Annotated in this window: 21 protein-coding genes and 1 tRNA gene; 1 reads left to right on the top strand and 21 read right to left on the bottom strand. The window is 66.8% G+C overall.

The window, feature by feature from the left end:
* Window positions 1–88 precede the first annotated feature (88 nt).
* The 10 genes from V7026_RS01965 to V7026_RS01920 all read right to left on the bottom strand — a co-directional run bounded on the left by V7026_RS01965 (window position 89) and on the right by V7026_RS01920 (window position 12015).
* Window positions 89–850 carry a hypothetical protein gene (locus tag V7026_RS01965; RefSeq protein ID WP_334153568.1) on the bottom strand — a complete coding sequence of 254 codons (762 nt, stop codon included), beginning with the start codon at window positions 848–850 and terminating at the stop codon, window positions 89–91.
* A gap of 61 nt (window positions 851–911) precedes the next feature.
* Window positions 912–1277, bottom strand: a complete 366-nt coding sequence (locus tag V7026_RS01960; RefSeq protein WP_334153567.1) for a hypothetical protein — start codon at window positions 1275–1277, stop codon at window positions 912–914.
* Between the two features lie 12 nt (window positions 1278–1289).
* Window positions 1290–1811 (bottom strand): hypothetical protein, encoded by a 522-nt coding sequence (locus tag V7026_RS01955; protein ID WP_334153566.1) that lies wholly within the window; start codon window positions 1809–1811, stop codon window positions 1290–1292.
* A 67-nt stretch (window positions 1812–1878) separates the two neighbouring features.
* Window positions 1879–2595: a PAS domain S-box protein gene (locus tag V7026_RS01950; RefSeq protein ID WP_334153565.1), complete on the bottom strand. Its 717-nt coding sequence runs from the start codon at window positions 2593–2595 to the stop codon at window positions 1879–1881.
* 65 nt (window positions 2596–2660) lie between these two features.
* On the bottom strand, window positions 2661–3800 hold the full coding sequence (zapE, locus tag V7026_RS01945) for a cell division protein ZapE (RefSeq protein WP_334153564.1): 1140 nt from the start codon (window positions 3798–3800) through the stop codon (window positions 2661–2663).
* Between the two features lie 6 nt (window positions 3801–3806).
* Complete coding sequence (gene lpdA, locus V7026_RS01940) at window positions 3807–5234, bottom strand: dihydrolipoyl dehydrogenase (protein WP_334153563.1); 1428 nt, start codon at window positions 5232–5234, stop codon at window positions 3807–3809.
* An 18-nt stretch (window positions 5235–5252) separates the two neighbouring features.
* Entirely contained in the window at window positions 5253–6527 is a 1275-nt protein-coding gene (odhB, locus tag V7026_RS01935) for a 2-oxoglutarate dehydrogenase complex dihydrolipoyllysine-residue succinyltransferase (protein WP_334153562.1), read from the bottom strand.
* Between the two features lie 84 nt (window positions 6528–6611).
* Complete coding sequence (locus V7026_RS01930) at window positions 6612–9494, bottom strand: 2-oxoglutarate dehydrogenase E1 component (protein WP_334153561.1); 2883 nt, start codon at window positions 9492–9494, stop codon at window positions 6612–6614.
* A gap of 171 nt (window positions 9495–9665) precedes the next feature.
* A complete protein-coding gene (locus tag V7026_RS01925; protein WP_334153560.1) occupies window positions 9666–10037 on the bottom strand; it encodes an ArsR/SmtB family transcription factor in 372 nt (123 codons plus the stop codon).
* A 73-nt stretch (window positions 10038–10110) separates the two neighbouring features.
* Window positions 10111–12015 carry a propionate--CoA ligase gene (locus V7026_RS01920; RefSeq protein ID WP_334153559.1) on the bottom strand — a complete coding sequence of 635 codons (1905 nt, stop codon included), beginning with the start codon at window positions 12013–12015 and terminating at the stop codon, window positions 10111–10113.
* Window positions 12016–12160: 145 nt separating this feature from the next.
* Here V7026_RS01920 and V7026_RS01915 point away from each other — a divergent pair, with 145 nt between their 5' ends.
* Window positions 12161–12373 carry a putative motility protein gene (locus tag V7026_RS01915; RefSeq protein ID WP_334153558.1) on the top strand — a complete coding sequence of 71 codons (213 nt, stop codon included), beginning with the start codon at window positions 12161–12163 and terminating at the stop codon, window positions 12371–12373.
* A gap of 70 nt (window positions 12374–12443) precedes the next feature.
* Here V7026_RS01915 and V7026_RS01910 read toward each other — a convergent pair.
* The 11 genes from V7026_RS01910 to V7026_RS01860 form a co-directional block, all read right to left on the bottom strand.
* Window positions 12444–12518: transfer RNA gene (locus V7026_RS01910), tRNA-Val, on the bottom strand.
* A gap of 44 nt (window positions 12519–12562) precedes the next feature.
* Window positions 12563–13291, bottom strand: coding sequence for a DNA polymerase III subunit epsilon (gene dnaQ / locus V7026_RS01905; protein ID WP_334153557.1), 729 nt, complete (start codon window positions 13289–13291; stop codon window positions 12563–12565).
* Between the two features lie 11 nt (window positions 13292–13302).
* On the bottom strand, window positions 13303–13641 hold the full coding sequence (gene fdx / locus V7026_RS01900) for an ISC system 2Fe-2S type ferredoxin (RefSeq protein WP_334153556.1): 339 nt from the start codon (window positions 13639–13641) through the stop codon (window positions 13303–13305).
* A complete protein-coding gene (gene hscA / locus V7026_RS01895; RefSeq protein ID WP_334153555.1) occupies window positions 13642–15537 on the bottom strand; it encodes a Fe-S protein assembly chaperone HscA in 1896 nt (631 codons plus the stop codon).
* An 18-nt stretch (window positions 15538–15555) separates the two neighbouring features.
* Window positions 15556–16080 carry a Fe-S protein assembly co-chaperone HscB gene (gene hscB / locus V7026_RS01890; RefSeq protein WP_334153554.1) on the bottom strand — a complete coding sequence of 175 codons (525 nt, stop codon included), beginning with the start codon at window positions 16078–16080 and terminating at the stop codon, window positions 15556–15558.
* Window positions 16073–16396 carry an iron-sulfur cluster assembly protein IscA gene (gene iscA / locus V7026_RS01885; protein ID WP_334153553.1) on the bottom strand — a complete coding sequence of 108 codons (324 nt, stop codon included), beginning with the start codon at window positions 16394–16396 and terminating at the stop codon, window positions 16073–16075. The genes hscB and iscA overlap by 8 nt, the downstream gene beginning before the upstream one ends.
* A gap of 40 nt (window positions 16397–16436) precedes the next feature.
* Window positions 16437–16829, bottom strand: coding sequence for a Fe-S cluster assembly scaffold IscU (gene iscU / locus V7026_RS01880; RefSeq protein ID WP_334153552.1), 393 nt, complete (start codon window positions 16827–16829; stop codon window positions 16437–16439).
* Window positions 16830–16860: 31 nt separating this feature from the next.
* A complete protein-coding gene (locus V7026_RS01875; RefSeq protein WP_334153551.1) occupies window positions 16861–18081 on the bottom strand; it encodes an IscS subfamily cysteine desulfurase in 1221 nt (406 codons plus the stop codon).
* Between the two features lie 33 nt (window positions 18082–18114).
* Window positions 18115–18648 carry a Fe-S cluster assembly transcriptional regulator IscR gene (iscR, locus tag V7026_RS01870; RefSeq protein WP_334153550.1) on the bottom strand — a complete coding sequence of 178 codons (534 nt, stop codon included), beginning with the start codon at window positions 18646–18648 and terminating at the stop codon, window positions 18115–18117.
* A gap of 122 nt (window positions 18649–18770) precedes the next feature.
* On the bottom strand, window positions 18771–20699 hold the full coding sequence (locus tag V7026_RS01865) for a sensor histidine kinase (RefSeq protein WP_334153549.1): 1929 nt from the start codon (window positions 20697–20699) through the stop codon (window positions 18771–18773).
* A complete protein-coding gene (locus V7026_RS01860) occupies window positions 20696–21361 on the bottom strand; it encodes a response regulator transcription factor (RefSeq protein ID WP_334153548.1) in 666 nt (221 codons plus the stop codon). Before V7026_RS01860 ends, V7026_RS01865 begins: the two co-directional genes overlap by 4 nt.
* Between the last annotated feature and the right edge of the window lie 14 nt (window positions 21362–21375).

Genomic DNA, 21375 nt, shown 5'->3' with positions numbered 1-21375 from the left:
GCAGGCGCGGACCTTCACCCGCGGATCATCGGCCCGGAGCCAGCGCGGGACATGCCCGCCCCAGCCCCGCGGTATGGCCGGGGCGTTCTCAGGCTTCGCCGCCGTCATCGCCCGCAGCCTCGTCAATCGCCTGACGGGACAGGGCCAACGACAGGTTGGTGATCCCGTCCGCCTTGCCGCGGACAAACTCGCGGTCAGCCGCAACGGCGGACTTGTAGGCGAGCTGGACGCCTTCGAGCTTCGCGGTCATGCGCTTCCAGACCTCGCCCAGCATCCGTTCGGCCAAGGCCTGAACGGCGAACGGGCGGCGATCCTTCGGGCGACGGTCGATCACGGTGGCGATGGCAGCGCCAAGCACCATGTCCCCGGTCATGATCGCGGTACGGGCGGCGGTTTCGAGTTCGACCGGGCCAGCGCCTTCGAGCTGCTGCATCAGGTGAGTGCGGCGAGCTTCACCCAAGGCGACACGGCCCAGCATCGTCGCGGGCGAGGTGTACACGGCTTGGATTGCGGCGGCTTCCGCGGCGAGGGTCTGGAGGCCCTTGAGCATCGCGGCGCGGTCCGCTTCGGAGCTGGCGATGAGCTGGCGGTGGATGTTCGCGGCCTTGTTCGCGGCGTTCTTCTTGGCGAAGGCGCGAGCGGTGGCGCGACCCTCCGGCGAGGCGGAGGTGATGAATTCTTCGGCTTCCCGGGTGTAGTTGTTCCGGGCGTCCATGACCGTGTTTTGCAGCTTCTCAACCTTGCGGGAGAAGGCGGTGGCCGTTTCGGCGGCACGGTCGCTGAGGTATTGCGCGCGTTCCTCGTTCAGCGTCACGCCGGAGGGAACGGTGTTGAAGTCGATGGTTGCCATGTCGGGCTCCTGTCTCAGTTGTCACAACCGGGAGAGGCCCAAAGCACGTAACCAGCGGGGCTCATCCCACTATCAAGGCGCGGGCGCGAAATGCCCACACTTTCAGTAAGGATAAGGCTCCGATCCAGCCCGCGGCAAGAAATTTATCTTGTAGATCAATGGCGTACTTTACTTTTTCGGTTTCGGCCGGGGTGCAAATGATGGCCCGTTCCAGCGGTCGGCTGGGGTCCGGGCGGCACTCCATGCGCTCGAACTGACGCGCGCCGCCCCGGGGCGTCTTCTGAACCCGGACAGGAGGCGCGAGGCGTGGCGAGAATGTGCCGACCTGCGCCCGGCGGAGCGAGTCCTGGGCAGAGTACAGGGGGCGCTCCTCCGCTGCCGCTACGGTGGCGAGAATCAGCAGCGGGACGGCTACAAGGCTACGCATGGCGGGACCTCCTCAAACGTACATGACACGATCGCCGGTATCGGGCAGACGCGGCGGCGCTCCGCCGAAGTCGCCCACGGTCACGAGGCCCGAAGCGGACCCGGCCAGCCCGTAGCTGGTCGCATCCAGCCAGTGATCCACGGCCTTCGTGTCCACGTCCTCCGGGTTGCGGGGATCGCGCGGCAAGCTGGGCACGGTGCGGAGCCATCCGGCGCAACGGCTCGCCACGTAGAACTCCCGCGCAATCATCATTTGCTTCAACGCCTCGAAGCGCGGCACACGCGGCCCCTTGCGAGCGGGCGAGACGCGAACCCCGGCGGCGCGGAACAAGTCGCTGATGCTGTCCTCGTGACGCCCGGCGGTCTTGGCTTCGGCGGCGGCGTCGATGACGCCCCGCGCGCGGACACCGGAGCGGGCGCACATGGCATGAAGGGCGGGCGCAATCTGCGACGGCGAACGGCCCGTGCCGCGGGCGATGTTGCGCGGGTCGAACTCCGCGTGCTCGTCATACACGACAACGCTGCCCTTCGGCATCACCCGATCATCCGGGAGCCGCACGACGCAGCCGCAACGAGCCGCATCTCAGGCCGATCCGGTCGGATCAGATGGCACGCGCCTGTTGCCACCGCGCCAGCACCTCCATCGCCTCGGTCGGCCGCCCGCCCTGCCAGTAGCCCTGGTAACGGTCGCAGCCCATGGCCTGCAGCGCCAGCCGCTGCTCGCGCACGGCGCGGCGCAGACGCGCCTCCAGCTCCATGCGCCGCGCGGCGGCCTGCGTCAACTCCTGTGTGAAGTAGGCGAAGGTGCCGCGCCCCAGCTCCTTGGCGCGGTAGAGCGCGGCGTCGGCCGGGTCGCGCAGGTGGCGCATCAGCACGACGAACTCGTCGCCGCCCAGCCGCGCCAGCACCAGCAGCCGTTCGGCCAATTCCGGGGAGGCGGCGGCCGGATCGCGCCACGGGCGATGGACGTTGAGCCGCACCCACACGGAGCTGCCGTCCGGCCGCAGGAAGCGCTTGTCCGCCCGCAACCACCGGACCTCGCCCTTGATCAGGCGGCCGATGCGCTGGCGGTCGCCGGCATGGTCGTCCGGGTGCGTCAGGTCCTGAAAGCGCAGCTGCAGCAGCTCAGCCGCGGGGCGCCCGAACAGCGCTGCACAGGCCTCGTTGACCCAGACGAAGCGGCCATCCAGCGCCAGCACGTAGGCCGGCTGCTCGAAGCCGGTCATGGCGTCCACCCACGCCGCGACGGGGCAGCCAGGCTCGGCGGGGTGGCAGGCCGTGTCCTGCATGTCGTGGGGAGGAGACTGGCGCCAGGGCATGCCGCAATCCTAGCTCGGCTCCGGGGCTGCGACGCACCGTTGCCTCAGGGTGGGCATCCCCATCGTCATGTCAGCGCGGTATCGACGTCGCGCCGTTGCAACGACAGGTACTCGCGCGACTGCATTTCGTGCAGCCGGGAGACGGTGCGCGGAAACTCGTGCGCGAGCGGCCCCTCGGTGTAGAGGTGCTCCGGCGGCGCGGCGGCCGAGACGATGAGCTTGACCCGCCGGTCGTACAGCACATCCACCAGCCAGGTGAAGCGCCGCGCGGCCGATGCCATGTTGGGTGGCATCGGCGTAACGTTGCTCAGCAGCACGGTGTGGAACTGACTGGCCAGCTCCAGGTAGTCGTTTTGCGAGCGCGGCCCGCCACACAGGGTGCGGAAATCGAACCACACCACCCCGCCCGCCCGCCGGATGGCGCGGATTTCGCGCCCCTCGATGCGCAGCACGGGGTGTTCGTCCTGGGCTTCGGCCAGTTGCTCGAAGGTGGCCTCCATCTCCTGCTCGGTCACCTCGCCCAGGGGCATCAGGTACAGGCGTACATGCTCCAGCGTGCGGCGGCGGTAATCGATGCCGTGGTCCACGTTGACCACTTCCATGGTGCGCTTGAGCAGCTCGATGGCCGGCAGGATGCGGTCGCGGTGCAGCCCGTCGGGGTACAGCCCGTCGGGGTGGAAGTTGCTGGTCGCCACCATGCCGATGCCGTACTTTTGCATCGCCTCCAACAGGCGGTGCAGGATCATCGCGTCGGTGACGTCGGCAACGTGAAATTCGTCGAAGCAGATCAGCCGAGACCGCACGGCCATGCGTTTGGCCAGTGCGTCCAGCGGGTTGACCGTTCCCTGCAGATCGGCCAGTTCGCGGTGCACCTCACGCATGAACTCGTGGAAGTGCAGCCGGGTTTTGCGCCGCAGCGGCACGGCGTTGTAGAAGCAGTCCATCAAAAAGCTTTTGCCGCGCCCGACCCCACCGTACATGTACACGCCGCGCGGGATGGGCAGCCGGTTGATGAGCTTTTTGAGCGCGTTGGAGCGCCGCTGTTTGAAGCGCGCCCATTCCGCTGCGCACCGCTCCAGCGCCTCGACCGCGCGCAGTTGCGCAGGGTCGCTGTGAAACCCCCGCGCCGCCAGTTCTGCTTCGTAGGCGCGCCGCACCGGCCCCCAGGCAGGGTCCGGCGCGGGCGCGCTTGCGCGCGCCAGCATCGCCCGTCAGAAGTTGAGGGTGCGCTTGTCCACCGCCAGCGCCGCTTCCTTGGTCGCCTCGGACAGCGACGGATGCGCGTGACAGATGCGGGCGATGTCCTCGGCGCTGGCGCGGAACTCCATCGCCACCACGGCCTCGGCGATCAGTTCGGAGGCCATCGGCCCCACGATGTGCACGCCCAAAATCTCGTCCGTGGCGGCATCGGCCAGGAATTTGACCATCCCCGTGGTGTCCCCCAACGCCCGCGCGCGACCGTTGGCCAGGAACGGGAAGGTCCCGGCCTTGTAGGCGCGCCCGGCGGCCTTGAGCTGCTGCTCGGTCTGACCCACCCAGGCGATCTCGGGGCTGGTGTAGATGACCCACGGGATGGTATTGAAGTTGACATGCCCGTGCTGGCCGGCGATGCGCTCGGCCACGGCCACGCCCTCTTCCTCGGCCTTGTGGGCCAGCATGGGGCCACGCACCACGTCACCCACCGCCCACACGCCGGGCAGACTGGTGCGGCATTCGTCGTCCACCACGATGGCGCCGCGCTCGTCGAGCTGCAGACCCACCGCCTGGGCGTTCAGCCCGTCGGTGTTGGGCACGCGGCCGATGGAGACGATCAGCCGGTCGGCGTCCAACGTCGCGGCCTCGCCTTTGGCGGTGGTGTAGGCGATGCTCACACCCTTCTTGCCCATCGTGATCTCGCCAACCTTGACGCCCAGCTCGATTTTCAGGCCCTGTTTGTCGAAGGCCTTTTTGGCCTCCTTGGCAATCTGCTCGTCCACAGCAGCCAGGAAGGTGGGCATGCCCTCGAGGATGGTGACCTCCGCCCCCAAACGGCGCCAGACGGAACCCATCTCCAGCCCGATCACGCCGGCGCCGATGATGGCCAGCTTCTTGGGGACTGCGCCCATGCGCAGCGCGCCGTCGTTGGACAGCACCTTGTCCTCGTCGAACGGCACGCCGGGCAACGCCCGGGCGTTCGACCCGGTGGCCACCACCACCTGCTTGCCCACCAGCGTCTCGGACTTGTCGCCCGTGACGGCGATCTCGTAGCCGCCGTCCACAGCCTTCACGAACGAGCCGCGACCGTGGAAGAACGACACCTTGTTCTTCTTGAACAGGTACAGGATGCCATCGTTGTTTTGCTTCACGATGGCATCCTTGCGGGCGATCATCTTGGCGACGTCCATCTTCACGGTGCCGGTGCTGATGCCGTGGTCCGCGAAGTGGTGCTGCGCGTGCTCGAAGTGCTCGGACGACTGCAGCAGCGCCTTGGACGGAATGCAGCCGACGTTGGTGCAAGTGCCGCCCGGGGCGGGGTCGCCCGCGGCGTTCTTCCATTCGTCGATGCAGGCGACCTTGAAGCCGAGCTGCGCGGCCCGGATGGCCGCGATGTAGCCGCCGGGGCCGGCGCCGATGACGACGACGTCAAATGCTTGTGCCATGGGGGTCACTCCGTCGCGTCAGATGTTGAACAGCAGGCGCGCGGGGTCTTCCAGCGCTTCCTTCATCGCGACCAGGCCCAGCACGGCCTCGCGCCCGTCGATGATGCGGTGATCGTACGACATGGCCAAGTAGTTGATCGGGCGGATCACGATCTGGCCGTTTTCCACGACGGGGCGTTCCTTGGTCGCGTGCACGCCCAGGATGGCCGACTGCGGCGGGTTGATGATGGGGGTGGACAGCATGGAGCCGAACACGCCGCCGTTGGAGATGGAGAACGTGCCGCCGGTCATCTCGTCGATGCCGAGTTTGCCTTCGGCTGCGCGCTTGCCGAAGTCCGCGATTTTCTTCTCGATGTCGGCAAAGCTCATCTGGTCGGCGTTGCGCAGGATGGGCACCACCAGCCCGCGCGGCGAGCCCACCGCGATGCCGATGTCGAAATAGCCGTGGTAGACGATGTCGTTGCCGTCCACGCTGGCGTTGAGGATGGGGTACTTCTTGAGCGCATGCACCGCCGCCTTGACGAAGAAGCTCATGAAGCCGAGCTTCACGCCGTGCTCCTTCTCGAAACGTTCCTGGTACTTTTTGCGCAGTTCCATCACCGGGGCCATGTTGACCTCGTTGAACGTGGTCAGGATGGCATTGGTGGCCTGCGACTGCAGCAGCCGCTCGGCGATGCGCGCGCGCAGGCGCGTCATCGGCACACGCTGCTCCGGCCGATTGGCCAGATCGGCCGGCAGACCGACCGGCGCGCTGACCTGCGGCAGTACCTTGGCCGGCGCACCGGTCGGGATCGCCGCCTGCGCCGCCGCGGCCGGCGCAGGCTTGGGCGCGGCCATGGCCGCCAGCACATCACCCTTGGTAACGCGGCCGTCCTTGCCCGTGCCCGCGGCGGAGCCAGGGGCCAGACCATGATCCGCCATCAGCTTGGCGGCGGCGGGCATCGCGACACCGGCCTTGGGGCCTGCGGCGGCCGGCACGGCACTGGCCACGGGCGCTGCCGGTGCCGCCGCAGCGGGGGCCGGGGCCGCTGCGGCGACCGCTCCCGCCTTGCCTTCCGTGTCCACCTTGGCAATGACTTGGTCGGACACCACCGTGCCGCCGTCACCGACAACGATTTCGGCCAACACGCCTGCAGCCCGGGCCGGCACCTCGAGCACGACCTTGTCGGTCTCGATCTCGATCAGGATTTCGTCCGCGGCGACCAGATCGCCGACCTTCTTCTTCCATTGCAGCAGCGTGGCTTCCGCGACCGACTCGGACAGCTGCGGCACTTTCACTTCAACGATGGCCATGGTGTGTTCTTCCTCAACGAATGCGTACAAAAGGGGCGACAAAGCCCGCGCGCGGCATCCGCGCCCACGCGGACCGCTCTCGTCTTACTTGGTCAGAATGAAGCCCTTGAGCCGGCCGAAGGCGGCCTCGACCAGCGCCTTCTGCTGCTCTTGGTGCAGGTGTGCATAGCCCACCGCCGGCGAGGCGGATGCCGCGCGACCAGCATAGCCCAGGCGCTGCCCGTCCAGCATGTTCTCGTGGATGTTGTGCTGCACGAAGAACCAGGGACCCTGGTTCTGCGGCTCGTCCTGGCACCACACGATGTCGGTGGCGTTGGGGTAGCGCTTCATCTCGGCCGCAAAGGCCTTGTGCGGGAACGGATAGAGCTGTTCGATGCGCACGATGGCGACATCGTCGGCCCCCTTTTCCTCGCGCTTTTTCGCGAGGTCGTAATACACCTTACCCGAGCAAACGATGACCCGCTTGACGCGCTGCGCGTTCTTGACGACGTCGGCGTTCTGCTCCGGGATCACGGTCTGGAAGCCGCCCTTGGTGAACTCGGACAGCGGCGAGGTGGCATCCTTGTTGCGCAGCAGCGACTTCGGCGTGAAGACGATGAGCGGCTTGCGCAGGTTGCGCACCATCTGGCGGCGCAGCACATGGAAGATCTGGCTGGCCGTCGTGGGCTGGACCACCTGCATGTTGGTGTCGGCCGCAAGCTGCATGAAGCGCTCGATCCGCGCCGAGCTGTGCTCCGGCCCCTGCCCTTCGTAGCCATGCGGCAGGAACAGCGTGATGCCGTTGACGCGGCCCCACTTGACCTCGCCGGAGGCGATGAACTGGTCGATCACGACCTGCGCCCCGTTGGCAAAGTCACCAAACTGCGCCTCCCAGATCACCAGGGTGTTGGGATCGCTCGACGCATAGCCGTACTCGAAGCCCAGCACCGCCTCCTCCGACAGGATGGAGTCGATGACGGTGAATGAGGCCTGGTTCTCCGCGACGTTTTGCAGCGGGATGTAGGTGCCGACGTCCCACTTTTCGCGGTTCTGGTCGTGGATGACGGCATGGCGGTGCGTGAAGGTGCCACGGCCGCAGTCCTCGCCGGACAGGCGCACGCCGTAGCCGCTGGCCGCCAGCGAGGCGAACGCCATGTGCTCGCCCATGCCCCAGTCGACGTTGATTTCGCCGCGGCCCATCGCCGCGCGGTCGGCCAGCACCTTCTTGACCAACTGATGCGGGGTAATGTTGTCCGGCACGGCGGTGATGCGCTCGGCCAGCCGTTTCCACTCGGCCAGCGGAATGGCCGTGTCGGCCACGTCGGTCCACTTCTTGCCCAGGAACGGCGCCCAGTCGACGGCGTATTTGCTCTTGTAGTTGGTGAGCACCGGATCGACGGTGCGGCGACCCTCGTCTAGAATGGCGCGGTAGGTCTTGACCATCTCGTCCGGTCCATCCGGCGGCAGGATGCTCTGTGTCACCAGCTTGTCGCCGTACAGCTTGCGGGTGCCGGGGTGCTGCCCGATCTTTTTGTACATCAGCGGCTGGGTCAGCGACGGTGTGTCCTGCTCGTTGTGGCCCAGCTTGCGGAAGCAGACGATGTCGATCACGACATCCTTGCGGAAGGTCTGGCGGTACTCCACCGCCAGTTGGGTGGCCAATACAACCGCCTCCGGGTCGTCGCCGTTGACGTGCAGCACCGGCGCCTCGATCATCTTGACGACGTCGGTGCAGTACAGGGTCGAGCGGCTGTCGCGCGGATCCGACGTGGTAAAGCCAATCTGGTTGTTGATGACGATGTGCACCGTGCCGCCGGTGTAGTAACCGCGCGTTTGCGCCAGCGCCAGCGTCTCCATGACCACGCCCTGGCCGGCGAAGGCCGCATCGCCATGCACCAGCACGGGCAGCACCTGATCGCCGGCGCGGTCACCGCGGCGGTCCATGCGCGCGCGCACCGAGCCTTCCACCACGGGGTTGACGATTTCCAGGTGCGACGGGTTGAACGCCAGGCTCAGGTGCACCGGACCGCCAGGCGTGGACACGTCGGAGCTGAAGCCCTGGTGATACTTCACGTCGCCGGCGGGCAGGTCCTCCGGCGCGGTGTGTTCGAATTCGGCGAACAGGTCCTTGGGCATCTTGCCCATCACGTTGACCAGCACGTTCAGGCGACCGCGGTGCGCCATGCCGATGACGATTTCCTGCACGCCCTGGGCGCCCGCGCGCTGGATCAGCTCGTCCATGGCGGCGATGAAGCTCTCGCCCCCCTCGAGCGAAAAGCGCTTTTGCCCCACGTATTTGGTGTGCAGATAACGCTCCAGCCCTTCCGCCGCCGTCAAGTTTTCCAGGATGTGTTTTTTCTGCTCGGCGGTGAAATTGGGCTTGCTGCGGATGCTCTCCAGCTTTTCCTGCCACCAGCGCTTTTGCTTCTGGTCGCTGATGTACATGTACTCGGCGCCGATCGTGCCGCAGTACGTCTCGCGCAGCGCGTTGAGCAACTCGCGCAGCGACATGGTCTCTTTGCCGAAGTAGGTGTTGCTGGTGTTGAACACCGTCTCCAGATCGGCATCGGTAAATCCGTAGAACGCCGGATCCAGCTCGGGGATGGCCTCGCGCTCGGCGCGCTTGAGCGGATCCAGATTGGCCCAGCGCACCCCGATGTTGCGGTAGGCAGCGATGAGCTGCTGCGTGGCGACGCGCTTGCGCCCCAGGTCGGAGTCGGCCCCATGCGCGGCCATCACCTGGGTGGTGCCCTGCTTGGCCATCTCGGCGAAAGCCGAGATCACCGGCATGTGCGGAATGTCGCGAGCGTCACTCCCGTCGACCGCGGGAACGTGCTGCAGCGCGTCGAAGTAGTCGCGCCAGGACTCGGGCACGCTGGTGGGGTCGGTAAGATATTTCTCGTACATCTCCTCCACATACGGCGCGTTGCCGCCGAAGAGGTACGAGTTGCCGTTGAAGGCTTGGTAGACGCTCGTCGTCTCGCTCATGGAATCGCTGACCTCCGTCTCCCTGCAGGAGACTTGCTGGTTGGAACAACCTTCCGCGACACGGCTGAACCGATTGGCGGACGCGACAGTGACACTGGAAGGGCCTGTGCAGCCTGAATTGTGCCACCAAAGGCGTGGCTGTGGGGGGAAATTGCGCGCCGCGCCCGGCGGTCAGGGACGTCGGGGCGAAAGGCGATCGCTGTTGGGGACGCCCCCGGGCTCGTCCAGCTCGATGGCAATCTGCGTGCACACCGTGCGGCACAGCGCGACCGCCTGTTCGCTTTGCACGCGGTAGTAGACCTGCGTGCCTTCCTTGCGCTTGGCCAGCACGCCGGCCCGGTACAGCAGATTAAGGTGCTGCGACAGATTGGGCTGGGTGGTCTGGATTTCGGCGAGCAGCTCCGACACCGACTTTTCCTTGTCGCACAAGGCGTTGAGGATGCGCAGCCGGGTCGGCGTGGAGAGAATGCCAAACAGCTCCGCCGCCAGCTCGAAGACGCGATTCTTGTCGACGTCGGCTTCGGTGTCGGTCAGTTGTTGCATAAGCGATGATGCATACGTTGAGCCTGCATCATACCCACAATCCGACCGGACACCCAAGCCGGTGCGCGGCCGTTCAGCCAGCGCGCATCAGGTCCCGAATCTGCTGCAGGGCGCTGGGGTCGTCCAGCGTGGTCAGGTCGCCGGGGTCGCGCCCCTCGCAGACGGCCTGGATGGCGCGGCGTAGCAGCTTGCCGCTGCGCGTCTTGGGCAGCAGGTTGACGAAGCGCACGCGCGCCGGCCGCGCCACCGCGCCGAGCTGTTCGTCCACCAGCTTCATGATCGCGCCCTCAAGCTTGAGCTCGTCCGCCTCGGTCGCGGCCAGCGACGGATCCTTGAGGACGGCAAAGGCTACGGCCACCTGACCCTTGAGCGCATCGGCCACGCCCACCACCGCCACCTCGGCCACGGCCGGGTGGCTGGCGATGCTCTCCTCGATCTCGCGCGTACCGAGGCGGTGGCCGGCGACGTTGATGACGTCGTCGGTGCGGCCGAGGATGTAGTAGTAGCCTTCGGCGTCGCGCACGCCCCAGTCGAAGGTGCTGTACATCTGCCGACCGGGGATGCTGGACCAGTAGGTCTTGACGTAGCGCGCGTCGTCGCCCCAGACGGTCTGTAGGCAACCCGGCGGCAGCGGATACTGCACGGCGATCACGCCCTTGCGGTCGGGCTCGTGGATCTCCTCGCCGGTGTTCTCGTCGATCAGGCGCACGTCGTAGCCGTACACCGCCTTGCCCGGCGAGCCAAATTTGGTCGGCGCGCGCTCGACGCCGTTGCAGATCGCCAGGATCGGCCAGCCGGTCTCGGTCTGCCAGTAGTTGTCGACGACCGGCTTGCCCAGCGCCTGCGCGATCCAGGTGGCGGTGGGTTCGTCCAGCGGCTCGCCGGCCAGGAACAGCGCGCGCAGGCTGCCCAGGTCGTACTTTCTTAAGAACGCCGGATCCTGTTTTTTGAGCACGCGCGCGGCGGTCGGCGCGGTAAACATGATGCTGACCCGGTAGTCCTGCACCAGGCGCCACCAGATGCCAGCGTCTGGCCGGATCGGTGTGCCCTCGTACATGATGGTGGCCATGCCATGGATCAGCGGGCCATAGATGATGTAGCTGTGGCCGACCACCCAGCCGATATCGCTGGTGGAAAAGTACGTATCACCCGGGTTGGCCATGTAGATGTGGCGCATCGAGGCCGCCAGCGCCACCGCGTAGCCGCCGGTGTCGCGCTGCACACCCTTGGGCTTGCCGGTGGTGCCGCTGGTGTACAGGATGTAGCTGGGGTGGGTGCTGTCCACCCACTCGCACGGCACTTGGGCATCCAGATACTGCTCGCGCAGCGCGGCGTAGTCGACGTCGCGCCCTTCCACCGGGTCCAGCGCCGCCAACCCGCGGTTGACCATCAGCACCCGTGCCGGCTGATGCGCCGACAGGCGGATCGCCTCGTCGAGCAGGTGCTTGTACGGCACCACCTTGCCGCCGCGCATACCGGCGTCGGCGCTGATGATGACCTTCGGCGTGGCGTCGTCGATGCGGCTGGCGAGGCTGTGGCTGGCAAAACCGCCAAAGACCACCGAGTGGATGGCGCCGATGCGCACGCAGGCCAGCATGGCAAACGCCGCCTCGGGGATCATCGGCATATAAATCAGCACCCGGTCGCCCTTGCCGACGCCGAGCGAGCGCAGCATCGCGGCCATGCGCTGCACCTCGGCGTGCAGCTCGCGGAAGGTGTAGACGCGCTCGGTGTCGGTCTCGGTGGAGACGTAGATCAGCGCGTTTTGATCGGCGCGCGTGGCCAGATGACGGTCTACCGCGTTGTGGCACAGATTGGTCAGCCCACCCTCAAACCACCGCGCAAACGGCGGATGGTCGGTGTTGCACACCCGGTCGAACGGCCGCTGCCAGTCGATCAGGCCGGCCTGTTCGGTCCAGAAGGCGTCGCGCTCGTCGATCGAACGGCGGTAAAACGAGGCGTAATCGGCGCAGCTCATGGGGGCGTCTCCTCGAAGGGGCGTCAAAGGCGAAATGTTCACCGATTATGGGACGTCGGCTTTCGCCGGCCTGACAGGCGCTCGCCCATCGCCACTGGCCCTTGCGGTCGCGCCGCAATCGGCGTAGTCTTGCGGCATGGTCAGTATGACGTTGGCACCCTCCCCCGTCACGCAAGCCGCTGCGGCGGCGAGCAGGGCGCCCGCGGCAGCGCAGATTCTGGTGCTGCGCAAAGCCTTGCAACTGGAGCAGAACGGGGCGTTGGCGCTGCTCAACGCCCTACCCCAGCCCGCGCCCGCGGGGAGCCTGCCGCTGGCCACCAGCGGCAGTTTGGGGACACAGGTCAATGTGATGGCGTGATGTGAGCGCCGCCCCGCTCGCGCTTCGATCAAAAAGAAAGCGCCTCGTGAAGAGGCGCTTTGCTGGGATCTGGTGGGTGATGCAGGGTTCGAACCTACGACCCCTGCCGTGTGAAGGCAGTGCTCTACCGCTGAGCTAATCACCCTGTCGATGGGCGAAATTATAGCGTACCTTTCAACGCTTTCCGGCTCAATCTTGCGGTGCCGTTTGCGCGGCCGCTTCGTGGCGGCGCCAGACGGTACGGCCTTTGGACTCTTTATCGAGCGCGGCGAGCAGTGCGGCGTGCTCGGCCAGTTCGGCCTCGCTCGCTCGCAGCACCGGCAAATCGAAGGCGGCCAGATCGCGCCGCTCGAGCACCCCGGTGGCCCCGGTTTCGCTCTGCACTTCGATGACCAGGGACTCCTGCCCCCGAGTCATGTGGATGTACACGTCGGCAAGCAGCTCCGCGTCGAGCAGCGCGCCGTGGAGCTGGCGGCCGGAGTTGTCCACCCCCAGCCGATCGCACAGAGCATCCAGCCCGTTGCGCTTGCCCGGCCACAGCTCCTTGGCCATGACCAGGGTGTCGATCACCCCGCTGACCAAGCGCCGGGTCGGCCCCAGCCCCAGCCGCGCAAGCTCCGCATCCAGAAACCCCAGATCAAAGGGCGCGTTGTGGATGATCAGCTCGGCCCCTTCCAGGTAGTCGAGCAGCTCTGCGGCGATCTCGGCAAACCGCGGTTTGTCCGCCAAAAAGTCCAGCGTGATGCCGTGTACGCGCAGGGCGTCTTCGTGGATGTCGCGTTCCGGGTTGAGGTAGAAGTGCCGGTTGTTTCCGGTGAGCTGGCGGTTGACCAGCTCCACACAGCCGATTTCGATGATGCGGTCGCCGTCCTGGGGGGACAGGCCCGTGGTTTCGGTGTCGAGGACGATCTGGCGCATGGGCCGCAGCGTCAATGCCGTTCGCGGGCGTGATTGATGGAGTAGCGCGGAATCTCGACCGTGACATCGCGCGTGCCCAGCCGCGCCTGACAACTGAGCCGCGACTGGGGCTCCAGCCCCCAGGCTTTGTCGAGCATGTCCTCCTCCTCCTCCGTCGCCTCGTTGAGCGACTCGAAACCCTGGCGCACGATGACGTGGCAGGTGGTGCAGGCGCAGCTCATTTCGCAGGCGTGCTCGATTTCGACATCGTTGTCGAGCAGCGCTTCACATAGACTGGTGCCGGTGGGGGCATGCAGGGTCGCGCCCTGCGGGCAGTACTCAGGGTGGGGCAAAACGGTGATCGTGGGCATTCAGAGATTCTCCACGTGCCGGCCCGCCAGGGCCTGCGCGATGCTACGGTTCATGCGGCGGGCGGCAAAGTCCTCGGTGCCTTTGGCCAGGGCGTCGGTCGCGGCATCGATGGCCGCGGCATCGGATCCGGCACGCACGGATTCGACGGTCGCCATCAGGGCATGTACTGCCGCGCGTTCGTCGTCGGTGAGCAGGTCGCCGTCGGCGGCCAGGGCGCTACGGGTGGCCTCCAGCATCCGGTCCGCCTCGACACGCGCCTCGATCAGTGCGCGGGCCTGCATGTCCTGCTCGGCCGTGGCAAAGCCGTCCTGCAGCATGCGGGCGATCTGCTCGTCCGTCAGGCCGTAGGACGGTTTGACGTCGATGTGGGCTTCGACGCCGGTGCTTTGCTCGCGGGCGCTGACGGTCAGCAAGCCGTCGGCATCCACGGTGAAGGTGACGCGGATGCGCGCGGCCCCAGCCGCCATGGGCGGGATGCCCCGCAGCTCGAAGCGCGCCAGACTGCGGCAATCCTGCACGAGGTCGCGTTCGCCCTGCACGACGTGCAGCGCCAGCGCCGTCTGGCCGTCCCGGTAGGTCGTGAAGTCCTGCGCTCGGGCGGTGGGGATGGCCGTGTTGCGCGGCACGATGCGCTCGACCAGCCCGCCCATGGTTTCGATCCCCAGCGACAGCGGTATGACATCAAGCAACAGCAACTCGCCGTTGGCGTCGTTGCCGGCCAGCTGGTTGGCCTGGATGGCCGCGCCAATGGCGACCACTTCATCGGGGTTGAGGTTGGTCAATGGCTCGCGGCCGAACGCCTGGGCGACGGCCTGGCGGATCACCGGCATGCGCGTCGAGCCACCGACCAGAACGATGCCCCGCACCTCGTCCGCGGCGACGCGCGCATCGCGCAGCACCCGGCGTACGGCTGCCAGGGTGCGGTGGGTCAGCGGGCGGGTCACAACCTCGAACTCCGCCGGCGACACCGAGACCGGCACGGCGCCGGCGGCGGCGGGCACTTGCAGCGTTACCGTTGGTTTGTCGGCGCAGTCGCTCAGCGCCTCTTTGGCCCGGCGGGCCTCGGCCAGCAAAGCGGCCCGTTCGGACGCAGACAGCGCCGCCACCTGGGCCCCGGCTGCCACACGGTCCAGCGCCCAATCGGCCAGGGCACGGTCGTAGTCGTCGCCCCCCAAGGCGGAGTCGCCGCCCGTGGCCACGACCTCGAACACGCCGCGCGTCAGGCGCAGCAGGGAGACGTCGAAGGTACCGCCGCCGAGGTCATACACGAGGTAGAGCCCCTCGGCGCCGTTGTCCAGCCCGTAGGCGATGGCCGCCGCCGTCGGCTCGTTGAGCAGGCGCAAAACGTTGATTCCGGCCAGACGCGCCGCGTCCTTCGTGGCCTGCCGCTGGGCATCGTCGAAATAGGCGGGTACCGTGATGACCGCGCCATACAGATCGGCATCGAAAGTATCCTCGGCCCGCTGGCGCAGGGTGGCGAGGATTTCGGCGCTGACTTCGACCGGGGTCTTGTCCCCCGCCACGGTACGCACCACGATGCCGCCCGGCCCCTCGGCCACCTGATACGGCAGCCGCGCGGCCACTCCTTGAGCCTGAATGTCCGGCAGCGAACGTCCCATGAGCCGTTTCACCGAGCTGATGGTATTGGCGGGGTCACCCACCTGGGCGGCCAGGGCGTCGTAGCCGATCTGCCGCGACGGCAGGCTGCCCTCGGGCAAATAGCGCACTACGCTGGGCAGAATGACTCGGCCTTGCGCGTCGGGCAGGCATTCGGCCACGCCGTGGCGCACGGCGGCCACCAACGAGTGGGTGGTGCCCAGGTCGATGCCAACGGCGATGCGCCGCTGATGCGGGTCGGGCGAGGCGCCCGGCTCGGAAATCTGGAGTAACGCCATGGATTCGGAAAAGATTGTTCAGCCGTCGAGGCGCGCGTGCAAGGTGTCGGCAAACCGCTCGATGAACATCAGCGCGCGCACCTGGGCCACCGCCGCCTGCGCGTCGGAGCGGATGTCGATCGCATCGGCCAGGGCATTCAGCCGTTCGCGCCGCTCGGCCTCCACAGCCTGCAGCAGCACCTCAAGGTCCTCGGGCGTGCGAGCTTCATCCAGGGCCTCGCGCCAGTGCATCTGCTGCAGCAGGAAGTCCGCCGGCATGGCGGTGTTGGACTCGGCCGCGACCGGCACGCCCTGCAGCTCGCACCAATAGGCGGCGCGGCGCAACGGGTCGCGCAGGCGCTGGTAGGCCTCGTTGATCCGCACCGACCACTGCATGGCGATGCGCTGCGCCGCCGCCCCCTGGTGGGCAAATCGGTCGGGGTGCGCCAGCCGCTGCAACTGCTTCCAGCGCGCATCCAGCGCGGCGCGGTCGAGGTGGAACTGCCGCGGGACGCCGAACAGCGCGAAATCGTCGTCCTGCAGCGACGCAGCGTCCTCAGACACGGAACGACTCGCCACAGCCACAGCGGTCCCGCTCGTTCGGGTTGTTGAATTTGAAGCCTTCGTTGAGCCCCTCGCGCACGAAGTCCAACTCGGTGCCGTCGATGTAGGGCAGGCTCTTGGGATCGACCAGCACCTTGACGCCGTGCGCCTCGAACACCACGTCCTCCGGCGCCACGTCGTCGGCGTACTCCAGCTTGTACGCCAGCCCCGAACAACCGGTGGTTTTCACGCCCAGACGCACGCCCACCCCTTTGCCCCGACGGGCCAGGTATTTGGTGACGTGCCGGGCGGCGGCTTCGGTGATGGTGACGGCCATGGGAGATCGAACGAACTTCGGGGTCTAGGGGGCGGTCGGCTCAGGCCGTCTCCGTGTGCTTCTTCTTGTAGTCTTCGACGGCCGCCTTGATGGCATCCTCGGCGAGGATCGAACAGTGTATCTTGACCGGCGGCAGCGCCAGCTCCTCGGCTATCTGGCTGTTCTTGATCTGCGCCGCCTCGTCCAGCGTCTTGCCCTTGACCCACTCCGTCACCAGCGAGCTGGAGGCGATGGCCGAGCCGCAGCCGTAGGTCTTGAAGCGGGCGTCCTCGATGACACCGGTGGCGGGGTTGACCTTGATCTGCAGCTTCATGACGTCGCCGCAGGCCGGCGCGCCGACCATGCCCGTGCCGACGTTCTCGTCGCCCTTGTCGAAGCTGCCGACGTTGCGCGGGTTTTCGTAGTGGTCGATGACCTTGTCGCTGTATGCCATGGTGCGTACTCCTGGTGTGTGGGGCGTGGCGTCAGTGCGCCGCCCACTGGATGCTGTTGAGGTCGATGCCGTCTTTGTACATTTCCCACAACGGGGAGAGTTCGCGCAGTTTTTCGACGTTGGCTTTGATGGCGGCGATGGCGTAGTCCACCTGCTCCTCCGTGGTCCAGCGGCCGATCGTCATGCGCAGGCTGCTGTGGGCCAGCTCGTCGCTGCGGCCCAGGGCACGCAACACGTAGCTGGGCTCCAAGCTGGCAGAGGTGCAGGCCGAGCCGCTGGAGACCGCCACGCCCTTGATGCCCATGATGAGCGACTCGCCCTCGACGAAATTGAAGCTCATGTTCAGGTTGTGCGGCACGCGCCGGGTGGGGTGGCCGTTGACGAAGGACTGCTCGATCTGGCTCAGCCCGGCAAGCAGCCGGTCGTGCAGGCGCTGGATGCGCGGCAACTCGGCGGCCATTTCGGCCTTGGCGATGGCAAAAGCCTCGCCCATGCCGACGCACTGATGGGTGGCGAGCGTTCCGGAGCGCAGGCCGCGCTCGTGGCCGCCGCCGTGCATCTGGGCTTCCAGCCGCACGCGGGGCTTGCGCCGCACGTACAGTGCGCCAATGCCCTTGGGGCCGAAGGTCTTGTGCGAGGCTAAGCTCATCAGATCCACAGGCAGCGTGGCCAGGTCGATGGGCAACTTGCCAGTGGCCTGCGCCGCATCGACGTGGAAGATGACGCCCTTTTCACGACAGATGCGACCGATCGCATCGATGTCCTGGATGACGCCGATTTCGTTGTTGACGAACATGACGCTGGCCAGAATCGTGTCCGGCCGGATGGCGTCACGAAAGGCGTCCAGGTTCAGCAGACCGTCCTGGTCCACATCCAGATAGGTGACCTCGAAGCCTTCGCGTTCCAGGTGGCGGCAGGTGTCCAGCACGGCCTTGTGCTCGGTCTTGACCGTGATGATGTGTCGACCTTTGCCCTGGTAGAAGTGGGCGGCCCCCTTGAGTGCGAGGTTATTGGACTCTGTCGCGCCGCTGGTCCAGACGATCTCGCGCGGATCCGCGCCGATCAAATCGGCGACTTGCTCGCGGGCGGTTTCGACGGCTTTTTCCGCCTCCCAGCCCCAGGCGTGGCTGCGCGAGGCCGGGTTGCCGAAATGCTCGTACAGCCAGGGCACAATCTTGTCGACCACGCGCGGATCGACGGGCGTGGTGGCGCTGTAGTCCATGTACACGGGGAAGTGAGGGGTACTGCTCATCAAGGGCTCCTGGGGGTCGGGTGGGGTCTCGCGTCACTTGGCCGCGGCAGCCGCGAGCGCAAACACCGAATTGGGGGCATTGACGCGGATAGGCTGCACCACCGGCGTTGGCGAAATGGCGCGCTTGATGGACGGCGGAGGCTCGACCGCCACACCCTTGGCCAACTGATCGTCCACCAATTTTTGCAGGGTCACAGAGCGCAGAAACTCCACCATTCGCTCGTTGAGCTCGGTCCACAGGTCGTGGGTCATGCAGCGCTGCCCGTCGCCGTGGCAGTTTTCCTTGCCGCCGCATTGGGTGGCGTCGATGGGCTCGTCCACGGACAGGATGATGTCCGCCACGGTGATGTCGGAGGCGCGCCGGCCGAGGGTGTACCCACCGCCTGGGCCGCGCGTGGACTCGACCAGCTGATGCCGGCGCAAACGGCCGAACAACTGCTCCAGGTAGGACAGCGAAATGTGCTGGCGCTGGCTGATGGCCGCCAGGGTGACGGGACCGCTGGCTTGGCGCAACGCCAGATCGATCATCGCCGTGACGGCGAAGCGGCCTTTGGTGGTCAGGCGCATGGCAGACTCCTGGTGGACCCCGACGAGGCGCGGGGATGCTTTGATTCCCGACTTTTACGGTCGAGTATACCAAAAGTCGAACGTTTTTGTCGGGTATGCGGCACTCAAACACCGCGCCGCAGTCAATCGCTGTCGGATTCTGGCGTGGGACCGTGGACGGGAAACACCAGTTCGACCCCCGTCCCGGGATGGGCGTCGTAGAAGCGCACCTCGGCGCCGATCTTGGCCGCCCGCGTCAGCACGTTGCGCAGCCCGCGGCCTTCGGTTTGGCGGACCTGCGGCGGCGGCATGCCGACCCCGTCGTCCTCGATCGACAGAACGATGTGCTCATCGCGCTGCCACGTGCTGACCGTGATGCGTTGCGCCCCGGCGTGCTTGACGACGTTGGCAAAAATCTCCTGCAAACAGCGAAACAGGTGCATGACGCCGCGCGAATCCAGCACCTGAATCGGTGGGACGTCCTGCACCTCCCAGCACAATTCGATGCCCGCAGCCTCGAGGGCTGGCCCAAGCCGACGGCGCAGCGTGCCGAGAATGGCGGGTAAGTCCCCTTCCGTGGGCTCGAAGGAGTCGAGCGTCAGCCGCAGCTCATCCAGCGCCTGGGTGAGCATGGCCTCGACCGAAGCCCGGTCCAGCAAGGCCCCGGCGCTGCGGACCATGTTGAGGGTCTGCACCAACTGACTGCCCAGACCATCGTGCATGTCGCGCATCAGGCGGCGGCGCTCCTCTTCCGCCACGCGCTGCCGCTCGGCGGCCTGCAGACGCTGGAAGGCGGTGCGCAGCTCGGCCTCGCGCTGGGCCACGGTCTGCGCCAACGTGTCGTTGAGGCGGTGCACCGTGCGCGCCCAGGCGGTGGCCCGATCCACCAGCACCCAACCCATGGTCAGCATGAGGGCCGAGCCGCCGATCGACGTCCATCGCAGGTCGGCATCGCCCGGAAAGTTGAGTTGCACCACCAAAAAATCGCGCACGGCCGTGATCAAGGTGAACACCGCCACGACGACGACCAGCCGGTGATCGCTGGGGAATTGGCGGCGGCGCAGGTTGTCCATGACTGCCCATGCCAGACTGATCCCCGCCAGGGCCGCCATGGCGCCCGCCCACACGCGGTACAGCGAGTAGTCCCGCGCCAACAAAATCCCCAGCATCCAGAACGGCGCGATGGCGATGAGCGCCCAGACCGCCATCCGCACCCAGCGCAGTCGACGGCCGAAAAGTTCTTCCACCGTCAGGATGAAAAACCCCGCGTAAACACTGAAGGACACGCGGTGGATGAAGAAATAGCTGTCGTACGGCAGCGGCAGGTCCGGCACGACCGACAGCACCATCCGAACCGCGTGGGCCAAAGACGCAATACCAGCCAGCAAAAACAAGCGCTCGCGCAACGAGCGCCACATGACGAGGGCCAGAATGCCCACCAGCAGCGACACCATGGCCATCATCCAGGTGCCGGTCACCTGCCAAAAGTGCAGGGTCTGGTAGCGCGGAATCAACCGGTCCGCGTCGCCGATGTGCACGGGCCACAGCCCGCTGCGCTCCAGCACCTGGGCCTGCACCTGGATCGTCAGCTCGTTGTCGGGCGCGCGCTCGGCCAACAGGCCCTCCGGCAGCAACACCAGGTGCGGAAACCAGGTCGCGTTGACCGTACGGTCTGGGGGTGCCTCCCATCCAAAACGATAGACCTCTTCCCCATTGAGGAGCACCCGCATGCCCATCCCCACCCGGGGGATCAGCAGCGCCAGCCGCCGCGGCGACGGCGCCAGTTCACCGAGCGCCTGCGGCCACGGCAGGACATAGTCGACGCGATCCCACCACGCCGGCCCTTCGTCGTCCAGCACATGGGGCAGCGACACGGCGCGCGCGGGCGTCCGGGGATCGAGCGGCAGGGACGCCGTGGCGCGTTGCAGATCGAACACGCCCGGCATGGGCGCGGGCAGCGATACGCGGTACAGGATCGCCAGCAACACCAGCAGCACCCCGCCCACCCACAGCCAAACGCGCTCGCTGCGTCGGCTGCGCGGGCGCGGTGGCAGGTCGATGGATGGGCTCACAGCAGGCCCCGCGCTTGCGCGGCACGGACCACCTGCACGCGGGTGCGCACCGCCAGCTTACGGTACAGATTTTTGATGTGGGTGCTGACCGTCGCCACACCGATGTTCAATCGCTGGGCGATTTCTTTGTTGACATAGCCTTGCGCCACGAGGCGCAGGACGTCGGTTTCCCGCCCCGAGAGCACCGGCGCGCGACCGTCGGGGCCGCCCCAGGCGTCTGCATCCGCCTCGGCCGCGCGGAACTGCTTGAGCAGCATGCGCGCCAGCAGCGGAGAAATCGGCGCGCCCCCTTCGCGGATCTGCTCGATCGCCTCGATCAGCTCGCGCTCGGTACAACCCTTGAGCACATAGCCCGTGGCGCCGCGCTGCAAGGCGCGGATCAGTCGGGATTCGTCGCCGAACACGGTAAAGACCAGCAGCTCGGCGTCGGGCTTGGCATTGGCCAGCAACCGCAACATGTCTTCGCCGGAGCCGTCGGGCAAACCCAGGTCGACCAGGAAAACGTCGGCCAGGCTGTTGAACGCCATGACTTCGGCATGGGCAAAGGTGTCGGAATGCCCGACGAGGCGCCATTCGGGTCGATGCTTCAGTGCCCCTTCGACGAAGCGCAGGATGGACCGGTCGTCCTCGATGAGGTAGAGCCGCACGATGTCGGATGACATAGACAGCATTTTGG

The sequence above is a fragment of the Tepidimonas sp. genome (assembly GCF_036825565.1).
Classification (GTDB): domain Bacteria; phylum Pseudomonadota; class Gammaproteobacteria; order Burkholderiales; family Burkholderiaceae_C; genus Tepidimonas.
Note: the sequence above shows the minus strand (reverse complement) of the source record. Positions and strands in the feature narration are given on the sequence as shown.

What these genes read in the sequence shown, in the direction of transcription:
- V7026_RS01965 (WP_334153568.1), bottom strand. Translation starts at nt 850, where the DNA reads ATGGCAACCATCGACTTCAACACCGTTCCCTCCGGCGTGACGCTGAAC.
- V7026_RS01955 (WP_334153566.1), bottom strand. Translation starts at nt 1,811, where the DNA reads ATGCCGAAGGGCAGCGTTGTCGTGTATGACGAGCACGCGGAGTTCGAC.
- V7026_RS01915 (WP_334153558.1), top strand. Translation starts at nt 12,161, where the DNA reads ATGACGTTGGCACCCTCCCCCGTCACGCAAGCCGCTGCGGCGGCGAGC.
- hscA (WP_334153555.1), bottom strand. Translation starts at nt 15,537, where the DNA reads ATGGCGTTACTCCAGATTTCCGAGCCGGGCGCCTCGCCCGACCCGCAT.
- V7026_RS01925 (WP_334153560.1), bottom strand. Translation starts at nt 10,037, where the DNA reads ATGCAACAACTGACCGACACCGAAGCCGACGTCGACAAGAATCGCGTC.
- V7026_RS01860 (WP_334153548.1), bottom strand. Translation starts at nt 21,361, where the DNA reads ATGTCATCCGACATCGTGCGGCTCTACCTCATCGAGGACGACCGGTCC.
- V7026_RS01950 (WP_334153565.1), bottom strand. Translation starts at nt 2,595, where the DNA reads ATGCCCTGGCGCCAGTCTCCTCCCCACGACATGCAGGACACGGCCTGC.
- lpdA (WP_334153563.1), bottom strand. Translation starts at nt 5,234, where the DNA reads ATGGCACAAGCATTTGACGTCGTCGTCATCGGCGCCGGCCCCGGCGGC.
- iscU (WP_334153552.1), bottom strand. Translation starts at nt 16,829, where the DNA reads ATGGCATACAGCGACAAGGTCATCGACCACTACGAAAACCCGCGCAAC.
- V7026_RS01920 (WP_334153559.1), bottom strand. Translation starts at nt 12,015, where the DNA reads ATGAGCTGCGCCGATTACGCCTCGTTTTACCGCCGTTCGATCGACGAG.
- zapE (WP_334153564.1), bottom strand. Translation starts at nt 3,800, where the DNA reads ATGCTGGCGCGCGCAAGCGCGCCCGCGCCGGACCCTGCCTGGGGGCCG.
- iscA (WP_334153553.1), bottom strand. Translation starts at nt 16,396, where the DNA reads ATGGCCGTCACCATCACCGAAGCCGCCGCCCGGCACGTCACCAAATAC.
- fdx (WP_334153556.1), bottom strand. Translation starts at nt 13,641, where the DNA reads ATGCCCACGATCACCGTTTTGCCCCACCCTGAGTACTGCCCGCAGGGC.
- odhB (WP_334153562.1), bottom strand. Translation starts at nt 6,527, where the DNA reads ATGGCCATCGTTGAAGTGAAAGTGCCGCAGCTGTCCGAGTCGGTCGCG.
- V7026_RS01875 (WP_334153551.1), bottom strand. Translation starts at nt 18,081, where the DNA reads ATGAGCAGTACCCCTCACTTCCCCGTGTACATGGACTACAGCGCCACC.
- V7026_RS01960 (WP_334153567.1), bottom strand. Translation starts at nt 1,277, where the DNA reads ATGCGTAGCCTTGTAGCCGTCCCGCTGCTGATTCTCGCCACCGTAGCG.
- dnaQ (WP_334153557.1), bottom strand. Translation starts at nt 13,291, where the DNA reads ATGCGCCAGATCGTCCTCGACACCGAAACCACGGGCCTGTCCCCCCAG.
- iscR (WP_334153550.1), bottom strand. Translation starts at nt 18,648, where the DNA reads ATGCGCCTGACCACCAAAGGCCGCTTCGCCGTCACGGCGATGATCGAT.
- V7026_RS01930 (WP_334153561.1), bottom strand. Translation starts at nt 9,494, where the DNA reads ATGAGCGAGACGACGAGCGTCTACCAAGCCTTCAACGGCAACTCGTAC.